Raw genomic sequence first — 16,624 nt, 5'->3', positions numbered from 1 at the left:
AAACATGACAATCTTTGCTGCAATATGGTCGCATGCCTTAAAATTCGTTTTTTATTATCCATTATTCATGTCGTATTTATGGATGATGGGTGCGATCATTTTCTATTGGAGAGAACGTCAGGCTCCGCCTTACGATCAACCAGCTCCATTAGAAAGTTATCCAAAAGTCGCTGTATTAGTTCCTTGTTTTAATGAAGGGGATAATGCAGAAGAAACCATTAGCCATGCTTTAAAACTGGATTATCCTCATTTTGAAGTCATCGCGATTAATGATGGTAGCTCAGACAATACAGGCGAAGTGCTCGACCGTTTAGCTGAACAACATGAAAAACTTCGTGTTGTTCATTTGGCTCAAAACCAAGGTAAAGCCATGGGATTGCAAGCCGGAAGCTTAATGACTGATGCCGAGTTTTTAATTGGTATTGATGGTGATGCTTTACTTGATCCACATGCAGCAAAGTGGATGATTCGTCATTTTCTTGAAAATCCGACGGTTGCTGCGGTCACTGGAAACCCGCGTATCCGCACTCGCTCAACTTTATTAGGGCGTATTCAGGTCGGTGAGTTTTCTTCGATTGTAGGCATGATTAAACGTGCACAACGTACCTTTGGGCGCTTGTTTACCGTATCAGGTGTAATTACGGCTTTTCGTAAAAGCGCCGTTCACCAAGTCGACTATTGGTCACCCAATATGTTGACTGAAGATATCGATATTACTTGGAAGTTACAACGTGCAGGTTGGGATATTGAGTTTGAACCGAATGCATTAGTTTGGATTTTAATGCCTGAAACCTTAAATGGGTTGTGGAAACAACGTTTACGTTGGGCAATGGGTGGCGCACAAGTATTAATTAAAAATATTGATGTGTTCACCAAGCCAAAATTGAATTTTTTATGGCCTTTAATGTTTGAGCTTTGCTTAACATTAGTGTGGTCATATTTAATGCTAGCGATGGCTATATTATGGTTGGCCCATTTTATTTTACCAGTACCAGTACTAGCCGTTGTGAGCTCTCCATTTTTACCGTATGGTAGCGGTATTTTATTGGGGGCAACCTGTCTAATTCAGTTTGCTTTAAGCAAATGGATGGATAGTCGTTATGAACCAAACCTAGGAAAAAATTATTTCTGGATGATTTGGTACCCATTAGTCTTTTGGTTAATTACGATTTCGGCAACCATTGTGGCATTTCCAAGAGTCTTACGACGTGGAGATGAGAAACGAGCACGTTGGGTGAGCCCGGATCGGGGCATTCGCTAGATGAAATGCAAAAGTCATGAAATTTTAAAGATCGTGCTGTATTGATGTCTGGGGAAAAGCCACAGCACTCCGTTAGGTAAAGAGAGAAATGAAGACAGATTCGTTGATTATTGATTTACGCCGTCAATTACCATGGCATAAACGCTATGCTTCTACAACAAGCACAGCCATGATGTGGGCGGTCTGGTTGTTGTTGTGGCGTCCGTTCGTGTTTGTATGGCTATTGGTTGAACTACAAAAAACACATTTGGTACACCGCTTATTTAGTGCCTTTGGTTTAGGAATTGAGCATGGTCTTACAGCATTAATTGCTTGTGCAATTTGTTTATTGTTGTGGAGCCATGTGCTACCGGAGCGTCGTGTCGGTGGTAATGCGCTTAAAATGAAACAGACTGATGATTATGCACGCTATTTTGATTTACCTGAGCATGAAATTGAGCAGGGGCGTAGCCAAAAAATTACGGTAGTTCACCACGATGAATTAGGTAAAATCGTTAAAGTTGAATAAGCCTTATTAATAAAATAAAGCCCACTTGAAGTGGGCTTTATTTTTTATAAATTGAGAAATCCAAGAATACGTTGTTTGACTTGATTAATATAAAACTCATCATGGGTGACACGGTACATCAAGATCGCACCTTCATAATCAGCAATACTTTGTTTTGCTAAAATCTCTGCTTGATCTTGAGCAATGCACTTTGCAAAAATAGACTGAATTGCAAGTTGCCAGTCCTGAAAAATGCTGCGTATTTTGGCTAAAATTTTAGGTGAGCCATATGCTGCTTCCATCGAAATCACACCTATCAGACAGCCGTTCACACCTTGGGTAAAAAACTGAACAGCACGTTCATGCATTTGCTCAAAACGTTCAATCGCAGAGAAGTCAGAATTTGCTGTGCTTTCAAATAAAGAATGAATTAAATACTGATGAGTGCCATTTAACACCTCAAGCAATAGTGCCTCTTTGTTTGGATAATAGTAATAAAAAGAGGCTTTGGTTAGACCGCAAGCCTTTGCCAGCATGTCCATACTGGTGCCTGCGTAACCATAGGTTTTAAACTGCAAAGCACAGTGCTTGAGCAATTCTTCTTTCGCAAGTTTCTGCGGTCTCATCTTAAATTATCCAAAACATAAATCAGGCTTTTACAAAATCATCAAAAGTAGTACGGATTTTACTCCAGATCTGTTCAGCACCTTTTTTAAAGTATCCCATGTGGCCAATGGCTTTCATATAAACATCTTGAGGATGAAGGCTAATGTAGGTGACAGGCGCTTGTCGATAATGTTGCATAAATGCACGACAAGAAGTGGGTAAAGCCCAGTCATCATCAAGTGCAGAAACTGCATAAATGGGTGTTTTGACAGAAGCATATTGTTCAATTAAATGTTGCTGTTCGGGGTCAGCAAAAAAATACTTAGGATTTTTACACCACTTTCGCCATTGTTTATACACATTTAATGGCAAGTCAGAACCCATATTAAATTTACTCCAAGGCAAATAACCTGTCACAGCGACGATAGGAGGAAACACAATATTCCAGACCAGTTGAACTTTAAAACGTTCTTTAAATGGCATATAGCCGTGCCAGCCTGCACCTGTACCAAAAGTGTAACAGGCCAATAATTTCTCATGATTAGGTAAGAGCCCTAGCGCATGGCCACCGTAAGAGTGACCCACCATTAAAAGAGGTAGGGGTTCTTGTGATAAATATTCAATGGCACCTGCTAAGTCATATTGTCCCCAGTCTAAATAAGACATATCAAACCCTTTTAAAGATTTTGGACTCGATTTTCCCACACCTCGATAGTCAAACGTGAATACTTGATAACCATATTGCGTCATATATTCAGCAAAGCGTCGGTAAAATTCATGTGGTACGCCAGTAGCTCCAGCAACGATAATATTGGCTTTAGCTGGTGTCGTCGTAAAGTAGCGAGTGCCACTAAGCTGATAGCCATCTAAAGCCGTAAATTGTACATTTTGGCTAAGCTGTTCGTTCGTTTGAGTCGCTAATTGCATTGCATTTCTCTTTATTTTTCTTGCTTGATTAAGCCTTATTTACCTTTAAAAACAGGAGGTCTTTTTTGCAACATGGCAAAAACTCCTTCTTGTACATCTTCAGTTTTTAATAAGGGATGAAGATGACTCTGTAATTGGCTAAATGCAGTTTGATAACCTTCATTGATGGCTTCACGTGCAGAGGCAAGGGTGGCTTTTACAGCAAGCGGTGCAGCTTGGGCGATATGTTCAGCGAGTTCTATTGCACGGTTGAGCTCTGTACCTTCAGGACATATTTCTGTAATTAGGTTCATATCCAAGGCAGCTTTTGCATCAAAAGGGTCGCCAGTCAGTAAATAGCGCATGGCTTTGGCCCAACCTGCAGCTTGAGTAAACCGCGCTGTTGCCCCACCAAAAGGTAAGATGCCGCGTTGGACTTCCATTTGGGCAAACTGAGTATTTTCACTTGCTAAAGCAATGTCTGCATTTAGAAAGAGTTCAATACCAGCGGTATAACAATAGCCTTGTACCGCAACAATCAAAGGTTTACTCAGTTTTCGACCCACGGTGCCCCAAGGGTTAACTTCTTCATCACTAAAATCAAAAACACCTGTGGCAAGTTTAGGTTGTAGCTCTACGAGATCTAAACCGGCAGTAAAATGGTCACCATGAGCGAAGATAACCGCGCAGCGTAGCTCATCATTATTTTCATATTCGGTGAGCGCTAGTGATAAATCTTTAATCAGGTGGCTATCAAAGGCATTACGTTTTGCTGCCCGATCTAGGCCAATTAAAAAAATATGTCTGCGAGTTTCACGGCTAACTTTTCCTTCTTGATTTGACATGTCGTGATGTCCTTTATTTGTCTTTAATAAGTTTTTAAACGATCGTTAGAAAACTGTCAAATACAATTTATAGACTACTTCGTAAACAAAGATAGAAGGGAGAATTAAAATAAAGCTAAACTTTTATTCTTAAGATCAATATAAATATGAGGGTGCAGAATAACCTGATGAGTGGCCTCAATCAGGTTATAAAATATTATGTTGGACGACGTGAATACATCAGTAATCCTAAGCATAACAGCGTTAAACCTAAAATAAGATGTGAGCTGAGCTGTTCATGGTTGAACCATGTTCCCCAAAATGTAGCTAAAACTGGGGTGATAATGGTAATGAGCAACACAGTGGTCGGTTGTAAGACTTTAATGAGTTGATAATAAAAAATCATGGCAAGCACAGATGAAAAGACAGCACTATAGAAGACTGCTATTGAAATTTTCAGGCTTGGGAATTCAGTTGGAAGGTGTGACCAAAAGAAAGGTAATAGACATACATAACCGACCCATGAAACAAGAGTGGCACCTGTCATTTGTGTAATTGGTGGAATATGCGCACCGACAGATTTTACGGCAAAAGTTGACAATACATAAAATAGCATCGCAATCAGCTCTAACATAATACCGATGCGGTTGAGCTGAAAACCTGATGAAGATAGTCCTAAAGTAAAGCTCATCCCGACAAGTGCGATACCGAGCCCAAGCCACTGCCATGCCGAAAAACGTTCACGACCTAATAAAAAAGAGCTAATAAGCCCGGACACTAACGGAGAAGTGCCGTAAATAATTGAAATAATGGCAGAGGGGACTTTATCTGCACCCATATAGCAAAAGGCCATAGAACCAAATAAACCAATGGCTCCGGCACAATAACTTAAGATGGCTTTTTTACTAAAGATAAGTTTTAAACGAAAAAATCGTAGACAGAGCAAAGCAATAGGAATTGCCAAACTGAATCGAATAAATAATCCCCATGCCCAGTGAATTTCTTGTACTGTCCAGACGGCCGCGAGTGGAGTAAGCGACCAAATAATGACGACAGCAATAAATTGGCCGGCTGTAGCGAGGCGAGTTGGAGTTAAAGATGGTGCTACAGCCGGCTGAGTCTGCGGGGTAGAAATACTCTGTTGTTCAAATAACGGCTTCATATAAAGCTCCAGAAAGTTTGGTGTTGTGTTTTAAAAGGGCATAAAAAAAGCCGCGTTTATGGCGGCTTGTTATGAAAATCAGGAGGTATATTACAAATGGAATATCTTGATTTTCTCATCCGAAGCGCCAAATTGTCCAAAGTAAGGACGTCGCCAATCGGCCATAGAGACATTGACCTCTAAGGCATATAATTGGTGAGCCAGACATAGATGGGCTTTAGATAAAAACATGATAAGTATATTAAAATATAGATGATATTTTTATAACACAGAAATAGAAAAGTACAAATTATATTCAAGCATGAACCATAGATTTTTTGATTTCAAATTAGCAGTTTGCTTAAACTGATATTTTTCTCATAATACCTCGTCGAATTGATCTCTATAAGAAGCTGTTCTTATGTCACCTTTAGAAATTTTTGCAGTCTTGATTAGCCTAATTGGAGTTGGATTAACTGTTATTAGGAACATGTGGTGTTGGCTGTTTAATTTCTTTGCCTTTGTTTTATATGCTTATTTGTTCTACGAATTCAAGCTTTATGGTGAAACGATTTTGCAGTTCTTTTTCATGGTCGTAAATTTTTATGGTTTTTACTACTGGTTCAAGGGAAAGCAGCAAGATCACGACATTCGTATTGAACCGATTGCAGTTCAAAAAGCAATTTTTCAAATGATTATTGCTGCGGTAGGTGGCTTGCTCTTTGGTTTGATTCTTAAAAACTTTACCGATGCAGCTGTCCCAATGCTCGATTCGCAGTTAGCAGCATTTAGTTTACTGGCAACGTACTGGACCAGTCGCAAGCATATTGCAACTTGGGTACTTTGGGTGTTCGTTGATATTATTTATGTAGGCATGTTTATCTATAAAGATTTATTTTTAACAGCCGCTTTGTATGCAGCCTTTGTTCTAATGGCCGCTTATGGCTGGTATCAATGGGAAAAGGTTAAAAAGAAACAAAGTTTATCTTCTGAGCCGATTTAGTTTGGAGAAAGGTCATGTTGTTGAGCTTAGATGGTTATAAACAGCAACAGTTTGATCAAATTGCCGCAAAAATAATGGCAGAGCCAGAAAAATATATAGATTTTAATTCAGTCTCAGATTTTTATAATGCTGAATGGCTCAAGGATTTTCCACAAGGCACTCGGGTTTCTGCTACAGGGTTAGATGATGGCGCTGAAGAGTTTTATGCCGTTGTACAATTTAAACAGCAGTATTTAAAGTTTGATATTAAAGAAAATCATTCGGCACTTATTTTTCAAGATATGAATGGGAACGTATTTAAGCGTAATTTTTAATTTACGAAATGAAATACAAAAAAAAGCGACTTAACGTCGCTTTTTTTAATAAATAAATTTTGAAATTTTGTTTGCTGTTTCAACGACTAGGCTTGCGATATCTTCTTTAAACGTTTTTTCGTCATAGGTGGTAATTGGGCAACTCACAGAGATAACCGCCACCATTTTGCCATTTGACTGTTTAAAGATAGGTGCCGCGCAGGCTGCCATATCATGATTATAATGACCCCAGCTCACCATCGTTTTTTGTGTTTTTACATACACTAATCTTTGTAATAAGGTTTTTAAATTGGTTGGAGTCAGTTCAGAAAAACTATCCCAATCATCAAAGTTACGGTAACGCTGACGTACTTCAGTTTCAGGTAAATCAGACAATAGCATTTGACCAATCACGGTTGCGTGTGCTGGCCAACGTGTGCCTAAGCTAATGTTGCTCGTGAAGGTTCCCATCGACTGAATATTATTTACAAAGACAATATGTGTACCTTCTAAAATAGAAAGATGCACAGCAAGTTTGGTTTGGTCCCGTAGTTCTTTCATTAAAGGCGTCGATAAATCGAGCAATGAAAGTTTAGATAAACTGTTAAAACCTAATTCCATTATTTTTGAATCAAGTGCATAAGTTTTTTGAGAAGCCTTTCTTAAATAGCCACAAGATTCGAGTGTATAGATTAGACGAAATGCACTAGAACGGTTCACTTCTAAAATTTCAGCGATTTCTGTAATCGTCATTTCTTGTGCTTGTTGGTTAAATGCTTGCAAGATGGCTAAACCCCGAACAAGGCCGGGTACTAAATATCGATCATCATTTTTTGTTGTTTCTGATTCTTGCGAATCTTCTTCAATTGTTAGGCTCATTCGTGTCATTTTCCTATAAATAAAACAAGGTTCAATTTGGGGCATGCTGCTTTATTTTAGAACTATTGTAATTGTTAAAAATGCATAAAACAATTTTTATATTTAAAACTTTGTTTCCTGTTTGAAACGTAACAAAATATTTAAAATTTATTAAACCAATGAATTACCTATTTATTTTTACTTTGACAAAAAATGATCAAGGGTATTATGCTTAGCCTATGTTTTGAAAATCAAATTATGTTTTGTATATAAAACAAAATGAGGACGCAAGGTATGAGTTGGATCTCAATTTGTCAGCAGGGTGACGTTAGCGAAGATGAGCCGAAAGCCATCGAAATTGAAGGGAAGAAAATTGGCGTATTTTTCGTCGATGAAAATTACTTTGCGATTGAAAATGTTTGCCCTCATGCATATGCCTTATTAACCGAAGGATTTATCGAAGATCAAACTGTTGAATGTCCATTGCACGAAGCAATTTTTGACATTCAGACAGGTGAGCTAAAAAGTGGACCCGGGTGTAGAAACCTATGTACGTACCCAGTTCGTGTTGAAGGACAAGATATTCAAATTCAACTCTAGTCCTCTCATGTACAAGGAAGCAGAACAATGAAGACATTTAATGAAAAGTTGGCAAGCTGGATTCATGCAACGCCGGCAACCGAAGCAGGTATCAACAATATTCAAATTCCTGGTCAATCTGAATTGTTGGTTTGGCAAACACGTTATAAAGAACCAACCGTCTACGAACAAGACTTTGTAAAGAACTTGATTCAGGCATTTTCTGCGGGCGCAACCGCATTAGATGACGTTGTTTCTGCACTTAATCAGCAGGGTTTCCGCTGTGAATCTGGTGATGAATGGACTTCTGCGAGCTTTACAGAAGAAATGCAACGTTTAGGTTATTAATTCAAGGAAGAGTAAAATGAACGCAATCGTATCAGCTTCACAAAGCGCTGAAGAATATTTAGAACTCGGTTTACGTGATCAATGGCATCCGGTTTTAGCAAGTTGGGAAGTGGCTGCCAATCCGGTCGGAATTACTCGTTTGGGTGAAAATATTGTGGTTTGGCGTGATGCCGAAGGTCAGGTACACGCACTTGAAGACCGCTGTCCGCACCGTGGTGCTCGTCTTTCGTTAGGCTGGAACTTAGGTGATCGAATTGCTTGTTGGTATCACGGTGTTGAAGTTCGTGCTGATGGTGTGGTTGCAGATGTACCAGCCGTTCACGAATGTCCAATGACAGGAACCAAATGCTTAAAAAGCTATCCAGTGAGTGAACAGCATGGCGCAATTTTTATTTGGTTTGGTATCGATGCAAATGAACAGCCAAAACCGCTTGAGTTCCCAGAGCAGCTTGCAAGCGAAGAGTGGAGTTCATTTCTTTGCCAAGCAGATTGGAAAGTAAACCATCAATACGCAATTGATAACGTCATGGACCCAATGCACGGGACCTATTTGCACTGTACTTCACACTCTATGGCAGACGGTGAACGTACCGCAGAGATGAAGCACCGTACAACTGATAATGGCTTTGTTTTTGAAAAAGAAGGCCAAACGGGTGTGAACTTCGACTGGGTTGAATATGGTTCGACAGGTGCAAGTTGGTTACGTCTTTCAATTCCGTACCGTAAACAATTTGGTCCGGGTGGCGAGTTCTGGATCGTGGGTTATGCAACGCCAATTGATGCCAACAATACCCGCGTATTTTTCTGGCGCTGCCGTAAGGTAAGTGGCTGGCAACGTAATGTATGGCGTTTCTTATATCGCAATCACTTAGAGCAGTTGCATTGGGATGTGTTGGAACAAGACCGCATTATTTTAGAAAACCTTGCACCAAATGCGCGTGAAAGAGAATTCTTATATCAACACGATGTTGGTCTCGCACGTTTACGCCGTTTAATGAAGAAAGAAGCTGAAAAGCAATTAAAGAAAATTGCTGTACTAAATGCATCAAACCGTATCGAGATGCAGGAAGAAGCTCATGGCTAATGTAGCGTTGCTGCAAGGCAAAAAAGTTTTAGTGACTGGTGCTGCACGTGGTTTAGGGCGAGATTTCGCTCAAGCGATTGCTGAAGCTGGTGCTGAAGTTGTAATGGCAGATATTTTATCTGACTTAGTGCAACAAGAAGCACAGAACTTACAGAAGCAAGGGCTTCATGTTCATGCGGTCACCGTTGACCTTGCCGATGCGACCTCGATTGAAAATGCGGTAGCAAAAAGTGTTGAGCTGTTAAAAGGGTTAGATGGCCTTGTGAACTGTGCAGCGCTTGCAACCAATGTAGGTGGAAAAAATATGATTGATTATGATCCTGAACTTTGGGATCGGGTCATGAATATTAATGTAAAAGGCACATGGCTGATCAGCAAGGCATGTGTTCCACACTTAAAGCAGTCGGCTGCTGGCAAGATTGTGAATGTTGCATCAGATACTGCTTTGTGGGGCGCACCAAACCTAATGGCTTATGTGGCAAGTAAAGGTGCAATTTTTGCCATGACACGTTCAATGGCAAGAGAGTTGGGGCCGTTCAATATCTGCGTCAACACATTGTCTCCAGGTCTGACGTTGGTTGAAGCAACCGAATATGTACCGCAGGAACGTCACGATTTATATGTCAACGGAAGAGCGATTCAGCGTCAGCAACTTCCACAAGATTTAAATGGAACAGCATTGTATCTACTGTCGGATTTGTCCTCTTTTGTGACAGGTCAAAATATTCCGGTCAATGGCGGTTTTGTCTTTAACTAAGGAGTAGTCAAATGATTACAGGGATCGAGATTTTAAAGTTTGGAGTTGAAGATAGAGCCGCTTCAAACAAGTTTTTAGCAGATTTTGGTTTAAACCAAAGTGCTTCTGATATTGAAGGCACTGATTTATATCAGACTCAAAACGGTAGCAAGATTTATCTATTTAATTGTGATGATGACCGTCTACCACCTGCGATTGAGCAAGGTTCAACTTTACGTGAAGTCACGTGGGGGGTTGATCATGCTCAAGACCTTGAAGACTTGGCAGGCCGCCTAGTCGATGTAAATGGTTTTAAGCGTTCTGAAAATACAGTTCAGTGCTTTGACCCAAATGGTATGACCATTCGTTTTGAACAAAGTTTTGTGAAAGATGTTCAAGAACTTAAAACGGAAGGCATTAACCAATACGGCAATATTCAACGTGTGAATGCGGCAAGTCCTGTCTATGAAAAAGGTCAACCTGTTGCGATTGGACATGTCGTGTTCTTCACACCAGATTTAGCAGCAACTGAAAATTTCTATATTGAAAAAGTAGGATTTCATTTGTCTGATGCCTACAAAAATCGTGGTGCATTCTTACGTTGCCGCGGTAAAGGTTATCACCATGATTTATTCTTGCTTAGTGTTCCAAATAAACCTGCTGGCTTAAATCACGTTGCGTTTGTCGTACGTGATATCCATGAGGTGATTGGGGGCGGTTTAAATATGAATCGTTCGGAATGGTCAACCTTTATTGGACCGGGACGTCACCCAATTTCTTCAGCTTATTTTTGGTACGTCAACTCACCATTGGGTGGTGCATTTGAATATTACACCAACGATGATTATTTGACAGAAGAATGGCAGCCACGTGTAGAAGAACATCGTCTAGAGCTTTTCACCGAATGGGCGATTGAAGGTGGTCTTGATGACACAACCCGCCGTCAGGTGAAGCCTGTTTAACAGGTATTGCTTTACAAGGAAGATGGCTATGGAAAAGATCGTAATTGTAGGTGCCGGACAGGCAGCGGGTTGGGCAGTAAGCACACTACGCCAAAATGGTTATGTGGGCGAAATTCACGTGGTTTCAAATGAAGATCAAGTGTTTTATGAGCGTCCGCCACTGTCTAAGCAAGTACTTTCAAAAGAAGCAACTTATGAAAGTTTGAATTTGTTCTCTCCTGAACAGGTTCAAGAGTTCAACGTTCAATGGCACAAACCGGAAATTGCAACAAAAGTCGATCGTGAACAAAAACAGGTTCATTTAGAAAGTGGTCAGGTTTTGCCGTATGACAAGTTACTGATTGCAACTGGAAGCCGTGCTCGTGTACCAGTCAATACATGGCAGTTCATTCCAAATGTTGTGACCTTACGTAATGTGCATGACTGTGAACGCTTGGCCGAAATTTTAAAGCATGCAAAGAATGTCGCTGTGATTGGCGGTGGCTGGATTGGTCTTGAAATTGCGGCAACTGCGCGTAAGCAAGGTAAAGACGTTCATATTTTTGAATATGGTGACCGCTTGTGTGCAAGAAGCGTGAGTCCTGAAGTCTCTGCATTTTTAAAAAATATGCATGAAACCCAAGGCACAAAAATTCATTTAGACAGCAAGAGCCTTCATCTGGTTGAAGCACCTCATCAGAAAGTTGAAGTGGTAAACCATCCACAAAATAGTCAGTTGTTTGACTGTGTGGTGGTGGGTGCGGGTGCTGAAATCGCTAAAGAGCTCGGTGTACACGCTGGTCTCGATGTGAAAGATGGCATTGTGGTGAACTGCTTTGGACAAACCTCAGATCAACACATTTATGCCGCAGGTGATGTCGCGATTCATCCGGGTTTGGGCTATTGCATTCAGTCTTGGGCAAATGCACAAAATCAGGCAATTGCCGCAGCGAAGTCGATGCTGGGTATTGAAACTGAATATACCGATATTCCATGGTTATGGTCTGATCAATACCACTTTAATATCCAGATATTAGGTACGTATCAACCTGAAAAAACGAAAGAGTTGGTGATTCGCCAAGGCGGTGAAGATCAGGTGAGTTATCTATATCTGGACCATGAAAATCGTTTGCTCAACATGATTGCCATTAATGATTCTAAACTGGTCAAACTGGCAAAACGTTGGATGCAAGCCAACACTGTTTTAGACCCAAAACTGTTAGAAGATTCTGAATTTAATGTCATGAAGTTAAAACCGTAAACATTAAATCTGGTCCTCATTACCAAATCGAAGGAATGACACATGAGTAATGAAGAAAAAAGTGGATTAAAGCATTGGGTACCTGCTTTTGTCCTTATGGTGTGTGTGGTACTGGCATTTTTCGACAAGATTAGTATTGCGGTTTTATTTTCAGATCCTCATTTCCAAAGTGCAATGGGAATTGCTGAAGATAAGGCCAAGCTGGGATGGCTCATGACAAGTTTCTTACTTGCTTATGGTTTTTCATCAGTTTTTCTAAGCTTTTTGGGCGACATTTTTAACCCGAAGAAAATGCTGTTTTGGAGTGTAACTTCATGGGGTTTACTCATGTTTTGCATGGGGTTCACCACCAGTTATTCAGGCATGTTGATTTTACGTGTGCTGTTAGGTTTGGCAGAAGGTCCGTTGTTTGCCTTGGCTTATACCATTGTAAAACAGACATATACAGACCGTCAGCAAGCACGTGCTTCAACCATGTTCTTACTTGGAACACCGATTGGTGCATTCCTTGGGTTCCCAATCACGGCAAATGTTTTAGCACACCATGACTGGCACACCACTTTTTTTGTGATGGCTGGGTTAACGCTAATCGCTATTTTCAGCATTGTTTTCGGTTTGCGTAATTTGCAACTCAAGAAAACTGTCGAAATTGAGGGCGAGAGCAAACGTACCAATTTCAAAGGCCATATTGCTAATACCAAGATACTTTTGAGCAATAAAGCATTTTGGTTGGTTTGTCTTTTTAACATTGCATTGATGACTTATTTATGGGGCTTAAATAGCTGGGTTCCTTCTTACTTAATGCAAGACAAAGGCTTCAACCTCAAAGAATTTGGGATGTATTCAAGCTTTCCATTCATTGCCATGTTAATTGGCGAAATCATCGGCGCGTTTTTATCTGACAAGTTGGGTCGCCGTGCAATTCAAGTCTTTAGCGGCTTATTACTCGCAGGCATTTTCATGTATGTGATGGTCATCATGACCGAGCCATTATTGATTATTGCAGCGATGTCTTTAAGTGCGATGGCTTGGGGTTTTGGAGTGGCCGCTGTATTTGCTCTTCTTGCAAAAGTAACTACCTCAAATGTAGGGGCGACTGCGGGCGGAATATTTAATGGTTTGGGTAATTTTGCAAGTGCAATTGCACCTGTACTTATCGGTTACATCGTGATGCAAACACATAGTTTTAATTTGGGAATTACCTTCTTGGCTGCTGTCGCTGTCATCGGGTCATTTTTCTTGGTTCCTTTATTAAAACGTTATTAATTCACTGTATAGGAGTTTAAAAAATGACTACACAACAATTCGAATCGTGGGCACAACCAGAAAATTCTTCTTTAGAAGATTGGTTAAACACGCGTATTGCTCGCTTTGAAACTCGTAAATATGACTTTGATGCTTTGAAGTTCCAAGCCGATTACGACCCGAAATATCGCCGTGCTCAAATGCGTTATATGGGTACAGGCGCAACAGGTGTTGCAAATGACGGTAACACTGTACCAGCAGAAAACTTTACGTTTTCGACCATGGTGTTGCCACCTCAGTGTGAAGGTCCTTTGCACATTCACCACGACGTTGAAGAAGTTTTCTTTATGCTCCGCGGCGAAATTGATTTGTTCATTGAGCACAACGGCGAAAAATTCGAAACCCGTTTAAAAGAGCGTGATCTGATTTCAATTCCACCGGGCATCTACCGTGGTCTATTTAACCCAGGTCAAGAAGATGCCTTGATGTGTGTAATGTTAGGAACAGGTAAACCAACAATTCCAAACTATCCACCAGAGCACCCATTGTCTCAAATCAAACGTTAATCGTTTGATGATGTGAGTTAAGGGAAAGGAATAAAAATGATGACACTCATTGAAAAGTTAGCAGAATTTCCGGTGAAAACCGTGACTGTGCAAGGCCAGCAACAAGCATATCGAGAAGCCGGTCAGGGCGAATACCTCGTGCTGTTACATGGCATTAGTTCAGGTTCTGCTTCTTGGGTGAACCAACTTGAAGTGCTGTCTCATCATTTTCATGTCATTGCCTGGGATGCACCGGGCTATGGCAAATCAGATGAACTTTTAACTGATCAGCCGAATGCTACCGATTATGCAAAGCGTTTGGCAGCGCTGTTTGAAGTTTTAAAAATTGAAAAAGCAATTGTTGTTGGCCACTCATTAGGTGCCTTACAAGCGAGTGCATTTGCTGCACTTTACCCAGAGCGAGTAGAGCATTTGGTGATCGCCAATTTGGCTCAAGGCTACCAACGCCACGATGAACAAACCCAAATTCAGGTTTTTGAAAAAAGACCAAAAATGTTGAAAGAGTTAGGCGCTAAAGGAATGGCTGAAAGCCGTGGGCCTCATTTGATTTATAAACAAGAACCACAAGCCTTGGCTTTAGTTTCAGAGGTGATGCAACAGTTGACCCTACAGGGATTCACACATGCATCGTACTTACTCGCATATGACGAAATACGTAATTATTTAACAGATTTACAAGTCCCATGCACAGTGATTGCAGGGCAGCAAGATCAAATCACTCCTGCGTTAGGTATACAAGAGCTTGCTCAGGAATTGCAGTTGGAACAGCACTACATCATCCAAGATGCAGGACATCTAAGTTATGTCGACCAACCGCAAGCATTTAACCAAATTATGTTGACGATTCAGGAACAATCGTAAGAGAGATTAAGGATTATGAGCTTCCAAGTTGAAGGAAAAGTTGCAGTTGTTACGGGTGGCTCCTCTGGGATTGGGCTGGCTGCTGTTGAAATACTGGTTGCAGAGGGTGCAAAAGTAGCTTGGTGTGGTCGCGATGAAGAACGCTTGAATGCTTCAAAACTCTATATTTTAGAGAAATATCCGCATGCCAATATTTTTACCAAAGCATGTAATGTGTTGAAAAAAGAAGAAGTTCAACAATTTGCCAAAGACGTAAAACTCAATTTAGGCAATGTGGATATGCTCATTAACAATGCTGGACAAGGCCGCGTTTCAAATTTTGAAAATACGCAAGATGAAGACTGGATGAAAGAAATTGAGCTGAAGTATTTCAGTGTTTTACATCCAGTTCGGGCTTTTCTTGAAGATTTAAAACACTCTGCAAACGCATCGATTACCAATGTGAACTCTTTACTGGCGTTACAACCAGAGCCACACATGATTGCCACTTCATCAGCACGAGCGGCGTTGTTGAATCTGACACATTCTTTGGCTCACGAGTTTACTCAGTATGGTGTTCGTGTGAACTCGATTTTACTCGGAATGGTCGAATCCGCGCAGTGGAAACGCCGTTATGAAACTCGCTCAGACTTAAACCAGTCATGGGAAGAATGGACAGGCAATATTGCTAAAAACCGCGGAATTCCAATGCAGCGTTTAGGCCGTCCTGAAGAACCAGCCCGTGCTTTAGTTTTCTTGGCATCTCCATTGGCATCGTACACCACAGGTGCGGCACTCGATGTCTCAGGTGGTTTTAATAAACATTTATAAATATCAGGTGCTGTCATGAAAAAGTTGATGATGATTGGTTTTGGCGCAATGGCAGCAGAAGTGCATGCACATTTGCCTCAAGATTTACAACTGAAATGGATTGTCGTGCCGTCTCGTAGCGTTGAAAAGGTTCAATCACAAGTGTCTTCAGAGATTCAGGTGATTTCAGATATTGAGCAATGTGATGGTGCGCCAGACTATGTCATTGAGGTGGCAGGTCAAGCAGCAGTGAAAGAGCATGCTCAAAAGGTTTTAGCGAAAGGCTGGACTATAGGCCTGATTTCAGTTGGAACTTTGGCTGATAGTGATTTTCTGATTCAGCTCAAACAAACAGCTGAAGAAAATAATGCCCATCTGCATTTACTCGCAGGTGCCATTGCTGGCATTGACGGTATTTCAGCAGCCAAAGAAGGTGGCTTACAAAAAGTCACTTATAAAGGCTGTAAAAGCCCAAAAAGCTGGAAAGGGAGTTATGCAGAACAATTGGTCGATCTAGATCATGTGACTGAAGCTACGGTTTTTTTTACCGGAACTGCTCGTGAAGCTGCGATGAAGTTTCCAGCAAACGCCAACGTCGCAGCAACGATTGCACTTGCTGGGCTTGGAATGGACGAAACCATGGTCGAATTAACCGTTGATCCAATGATCAATAAAAATAAGCACACCATCGTGGCAGAAGGTGGCTTTGGGCAAATGACCATTGAATTGGTTGGTGTGCCGTTAGCAAGTAACCCGAAAACATCAACTTTGGCTGCGCTTAGCGTGATTCGTGCTTGTCGCAACAGTGTAGAAGCAATACAGATTTAAGAAGGAT

Annotated in this window: 20 protein-coding genes; 15 read left to right on the top strand and 5 right to left on the bottom strand. The window is 40.9% G+C overall.

Annotated features, from left to right (window positions below; translation table 11 throughout):
- Positions 1-4 precede the first annotated feature (4 nt).
- Both pgaC and pgaD read left to right on the top strand, forming a co-directional pair.
- Entirely contained in the window at positions 5-1,261 is a 1,257-nt protein-coding gene (gene pgaC / locus ACB088_RS11590; RefSeq protein WP_375037031.1) for a poly-beta-1,6-N-acetyl-D-glucosamine synthase, read from the top strand.
- A gap of 88 nt (positions 1,262-1,349) precedes the next feature.
- The gene (gene pgaD, locus ACB088_RS11585) at positions 1,350-1,769 is read left to right on the top strand and encodes a poly-beta-1,6-N-acetyl-D-glucosamine biosynthesis protein PgaD (RefSeq protein ID WP_209734846.1); all 420 of its coding nucleotides are present in this window, start codon (positions 1,350-1,352) and stop codon (positions 1,767-1,769) included.
- 44 nt (positions 1,770-1,813) lie between these two features.
- On the opposite strand, the gene ACB088_RS11580 is transcribed toward pgaD, so the two are convergent.
- The 4 genes from ACB088_RS11580 to ACB088_RS11565 all read right to left on the bottom strand — a co-directional run bounded on the left by ACB088_RS11580 (position 1,814) and on the right by ACB088_RS11565 (position 5,246).
- Positions 1,814-2,374, bottom strand: coding sequence for a TetR/AcrR family transcriptional regulator (locus ACB088_RS11580; protein ID WP_375037030.1), 561 nt, complete (start codon positions 2,372-2,374; stop codon positions 1,814-1,816).
- A 22-nt stretch (positions 2,375-2,396) separates the two neighbouring features.
- The gene (locus tag ACB088_RS11575) at positions 2,397-3,281 is read right to left on the bottom strand and encodes an alpha/beta fold hydrolase (protein ID WP_375037029.1); all 885 of its coding nucleotides are present in this window, start codon (positions 3,279-3,281) and stop codon (positions 2,397-2,399) included.
- Between the two features lie 35 nt (positions 3,282-3,316).
- The gene (locus ACB088_RS11570) at positions 3,317-4,105 is read right to left on the bottom strand and encodes a crotonase/enoyl-CoA hydratase family protein (protein ID WP_375037028.1); all 789 of its coding nucleotides are present in this window, start codon (positions 4,103-4,105) and stop codon (positions 3,317-3,319) included.
- A gap of 196 nt (positions 4,106-4,301) precedes the next feature.
- Positions 4,302-5,246, bottom strand: coding sequence for a DMT family transporter (locus tag ACB088_RS11565; protein WP_375037027.1), 945 nt, complete (start codon positions 5,244-5,246; stop codon positions 4,302-4,304).
- A 400-nt stretch (positions 5,247-5,646) separates the two neighbouring features.
- On the opposite strand from ACB088_RS11565, the gene pnuC reads away from it, so the two are divergent.
- Positions 5,647-6,228, top strand: coding sequence for a nicotinamide riboside transporter PnuC (pnuC, locus tag ACB088_RS11560; protein ID WP_311086303.1), 582 nt, complete (start codon positions 5,647-5,649; stop codon positions 6,226-6,228).
- Between the two features lie 14 nt (positions 6,229-6,242).
- The gene (locus ACB088_RS11555) at positions 6,243-6,542 is read left to right on the top strand and encodes a hypothetical protein (protein ID WP_375037026.1); all 300 of its coding nucleotides are present in this window, start codon (positions 6,243-6,245) and stop codon (positions 6,540-6,542) included.
- Between the two features lie 45 nt (positions 6,543-6,587).
- Here the strand turns inward: ACB088_RS11555 and ACB088_RS11550 are convergent, their stop codons facing one another.
- On the bottom strand, positions 6,588-7,400 hold the full coding sequence (locus tag ACB088_RS11550; RefSeq protein WP_092707631.1) for an IclR family transcriptional regulator: 813 nt from the start codon (positions 7,398-7,400) through the stop codon (positions 6,588-6,590).
- A gap of 273 nt (positions 7,401-7,673) precedes the next feature.
- Between ACB088_RS11550 and ACB088_RS11545 the strand changes: the two genes are divergently transcribed.
- Genes ACB088_RS11545 through ACB088_RS11495 form a run of 11 tightly spaced genes read left to right on the top strand, consistent with a single transcriptional unit; the run spans position 7,674 to position 16,617 of the window.
- The gene (locus ACB088_RS11545; protein ID WP_003653126.1) at positions 7,674-7,979 is read left to right on the top strand and encodes a non-heme iron oxygenase ferredoxin subunit; all 306 of its coding nucleotides are present in this window, start codon (positions 7,674-7,676) and stop codon (positions 7,977-7,979) included.
- A 27-nt stretch (positions 7,980-8,006) separates the two neighbouring features.
- The gene (locus ACB088_RS11540) at positions 8,007-8,306 is read left to right on the top strand and encodes a recombinase-like helix-turn-helix domain-containing protein (RefSeq protein WP_092707629.1); all 300 of its coding nucleotides are present in this window, start codon (positions 8,007-8,009) and stop codon (positions 8,304-8,306) included.
- Positions 8,307-8,322: 16 nt separating this feature from the next.
- On the top strand, positions 8,323-9,390 hold the full coding sequence (locus ACB088_RS11535; protein WP_375037025.1) for a Rieske 2Fe-2S domain-containing protein: 1,068 nt from the start codon (positions 8,323-8,325) through the stop codon (positions 9,388-9,390).
- Positions 9,383-10,147 carry an SDR family oxidoreductase gene (locus ACB088_RS11530; RefSeq protein WP_375037024.1) on the top strand — a complete coding sequence of 255 codons (765 nt, stop codon included), beginning with the start codon at positions 9,383-9,385 and terminating at the stop codon, positions 10,145-10,147. Before ACB088_RS11535 ends, ACB088_RS11530 begins: the two co-directional genes overlap by 8 nt.
- A gap of 11 nt (positions 10,148-10,158) precedes the next feature.
- Positions 10,159-11,088, top strand: coding sequence for a VOC family protein (locus ACB088_RS11525; protein WP_375037023.1), 930 nt, complete (start codon positions 10,159-10,161; stop codon positions 11,086-11,088).
- Positions 11,089-11,116: 28 nt separating this feature from the next.
- Entirely contained in the window at positions 11,117-12,328 is a 1,212-nt protein-coding gene (locus ACB088_RS11520; RefSeq protein WP_016138960.1) for an NAD(P)/FAD-dependent oxidoreductase, read from the top strand.
- A gap of 42 nt (positions 12,329-12,370) precedes the next feature.
- Complete coding sequence (locus ACB088_RS11515; RefSeq protein WP_375037022.1) at positions 12,371-13,594, top strand: MFS transporter; 1,224 nt, start codon at positions 12,371-12,373, stop codon at positions 13,592-13,594.
- A 23-nt stretch (positions 13,595-13,617) separates the two neighbouring features.
- Positions 13,618-14,139, top strand: coding sequence for a cupin domain-containing protein (locus ACB088_RS11510; RefSeq protein WP_017391724.1), 522 nt, complete (start codon positions 13,618-13,620; stop codon positions 14,137-14,139).
- Positions 14,140-14,175: 36 nt separating this feature from the next.
- Positions 14,176-15,000, top strand: coding sequence for an alpha/beta fold hydrolase (locus ACB088_RS11505; protein ID WP_375037021.1), 825 nt, complete (start codon positions 14,176-14,178; stop codon positions 14,998-15,000).
- 15 nt (positions 15,001-15,015) lie between these two features.
- Entirely contained in the window at positions 15,016-15,810 is a 795-nt protein-coding gene (locus ACB088_RS11500; protein WP_003653108.1) for an SDR family oxidoreductase, read from the top strand.
- A 15-nt stretch (positions 15,811-15,825) separates the two neighbouring features.
- Positions 15,826-16,617 carry an aspartate dehydrogenase gene (locus ACB088_RS11495; RefSeq protein WP_375037020.1) on the top strand — a complete coding sequence of 264 codons (792 nt, stop codon included), beginning with the start codon at positions 15,826-15,828 and terminating at the stop codon, positions 16,615-16,617.
- Positions 16,618-16,624 lie beyond the last annotated feature (7 nt).

The sequence above is a fragment of the Acinetobacter sp. RW6 genome (assembly GCF_041956835.1).
Classification (GTDB): domain Bacteria; phylum Pseudomonadota; class Gammaproteobacteria; order Pseudomonadales; family Moraxellaceae; genus Acinetobacter; species Acinetobacter calcoaceticus.
The sequence above is the reverse complement of the archived record's forward strand: the minus strand, read 5'-3'. Positions and strand labels throughout refer to the sequence as shown.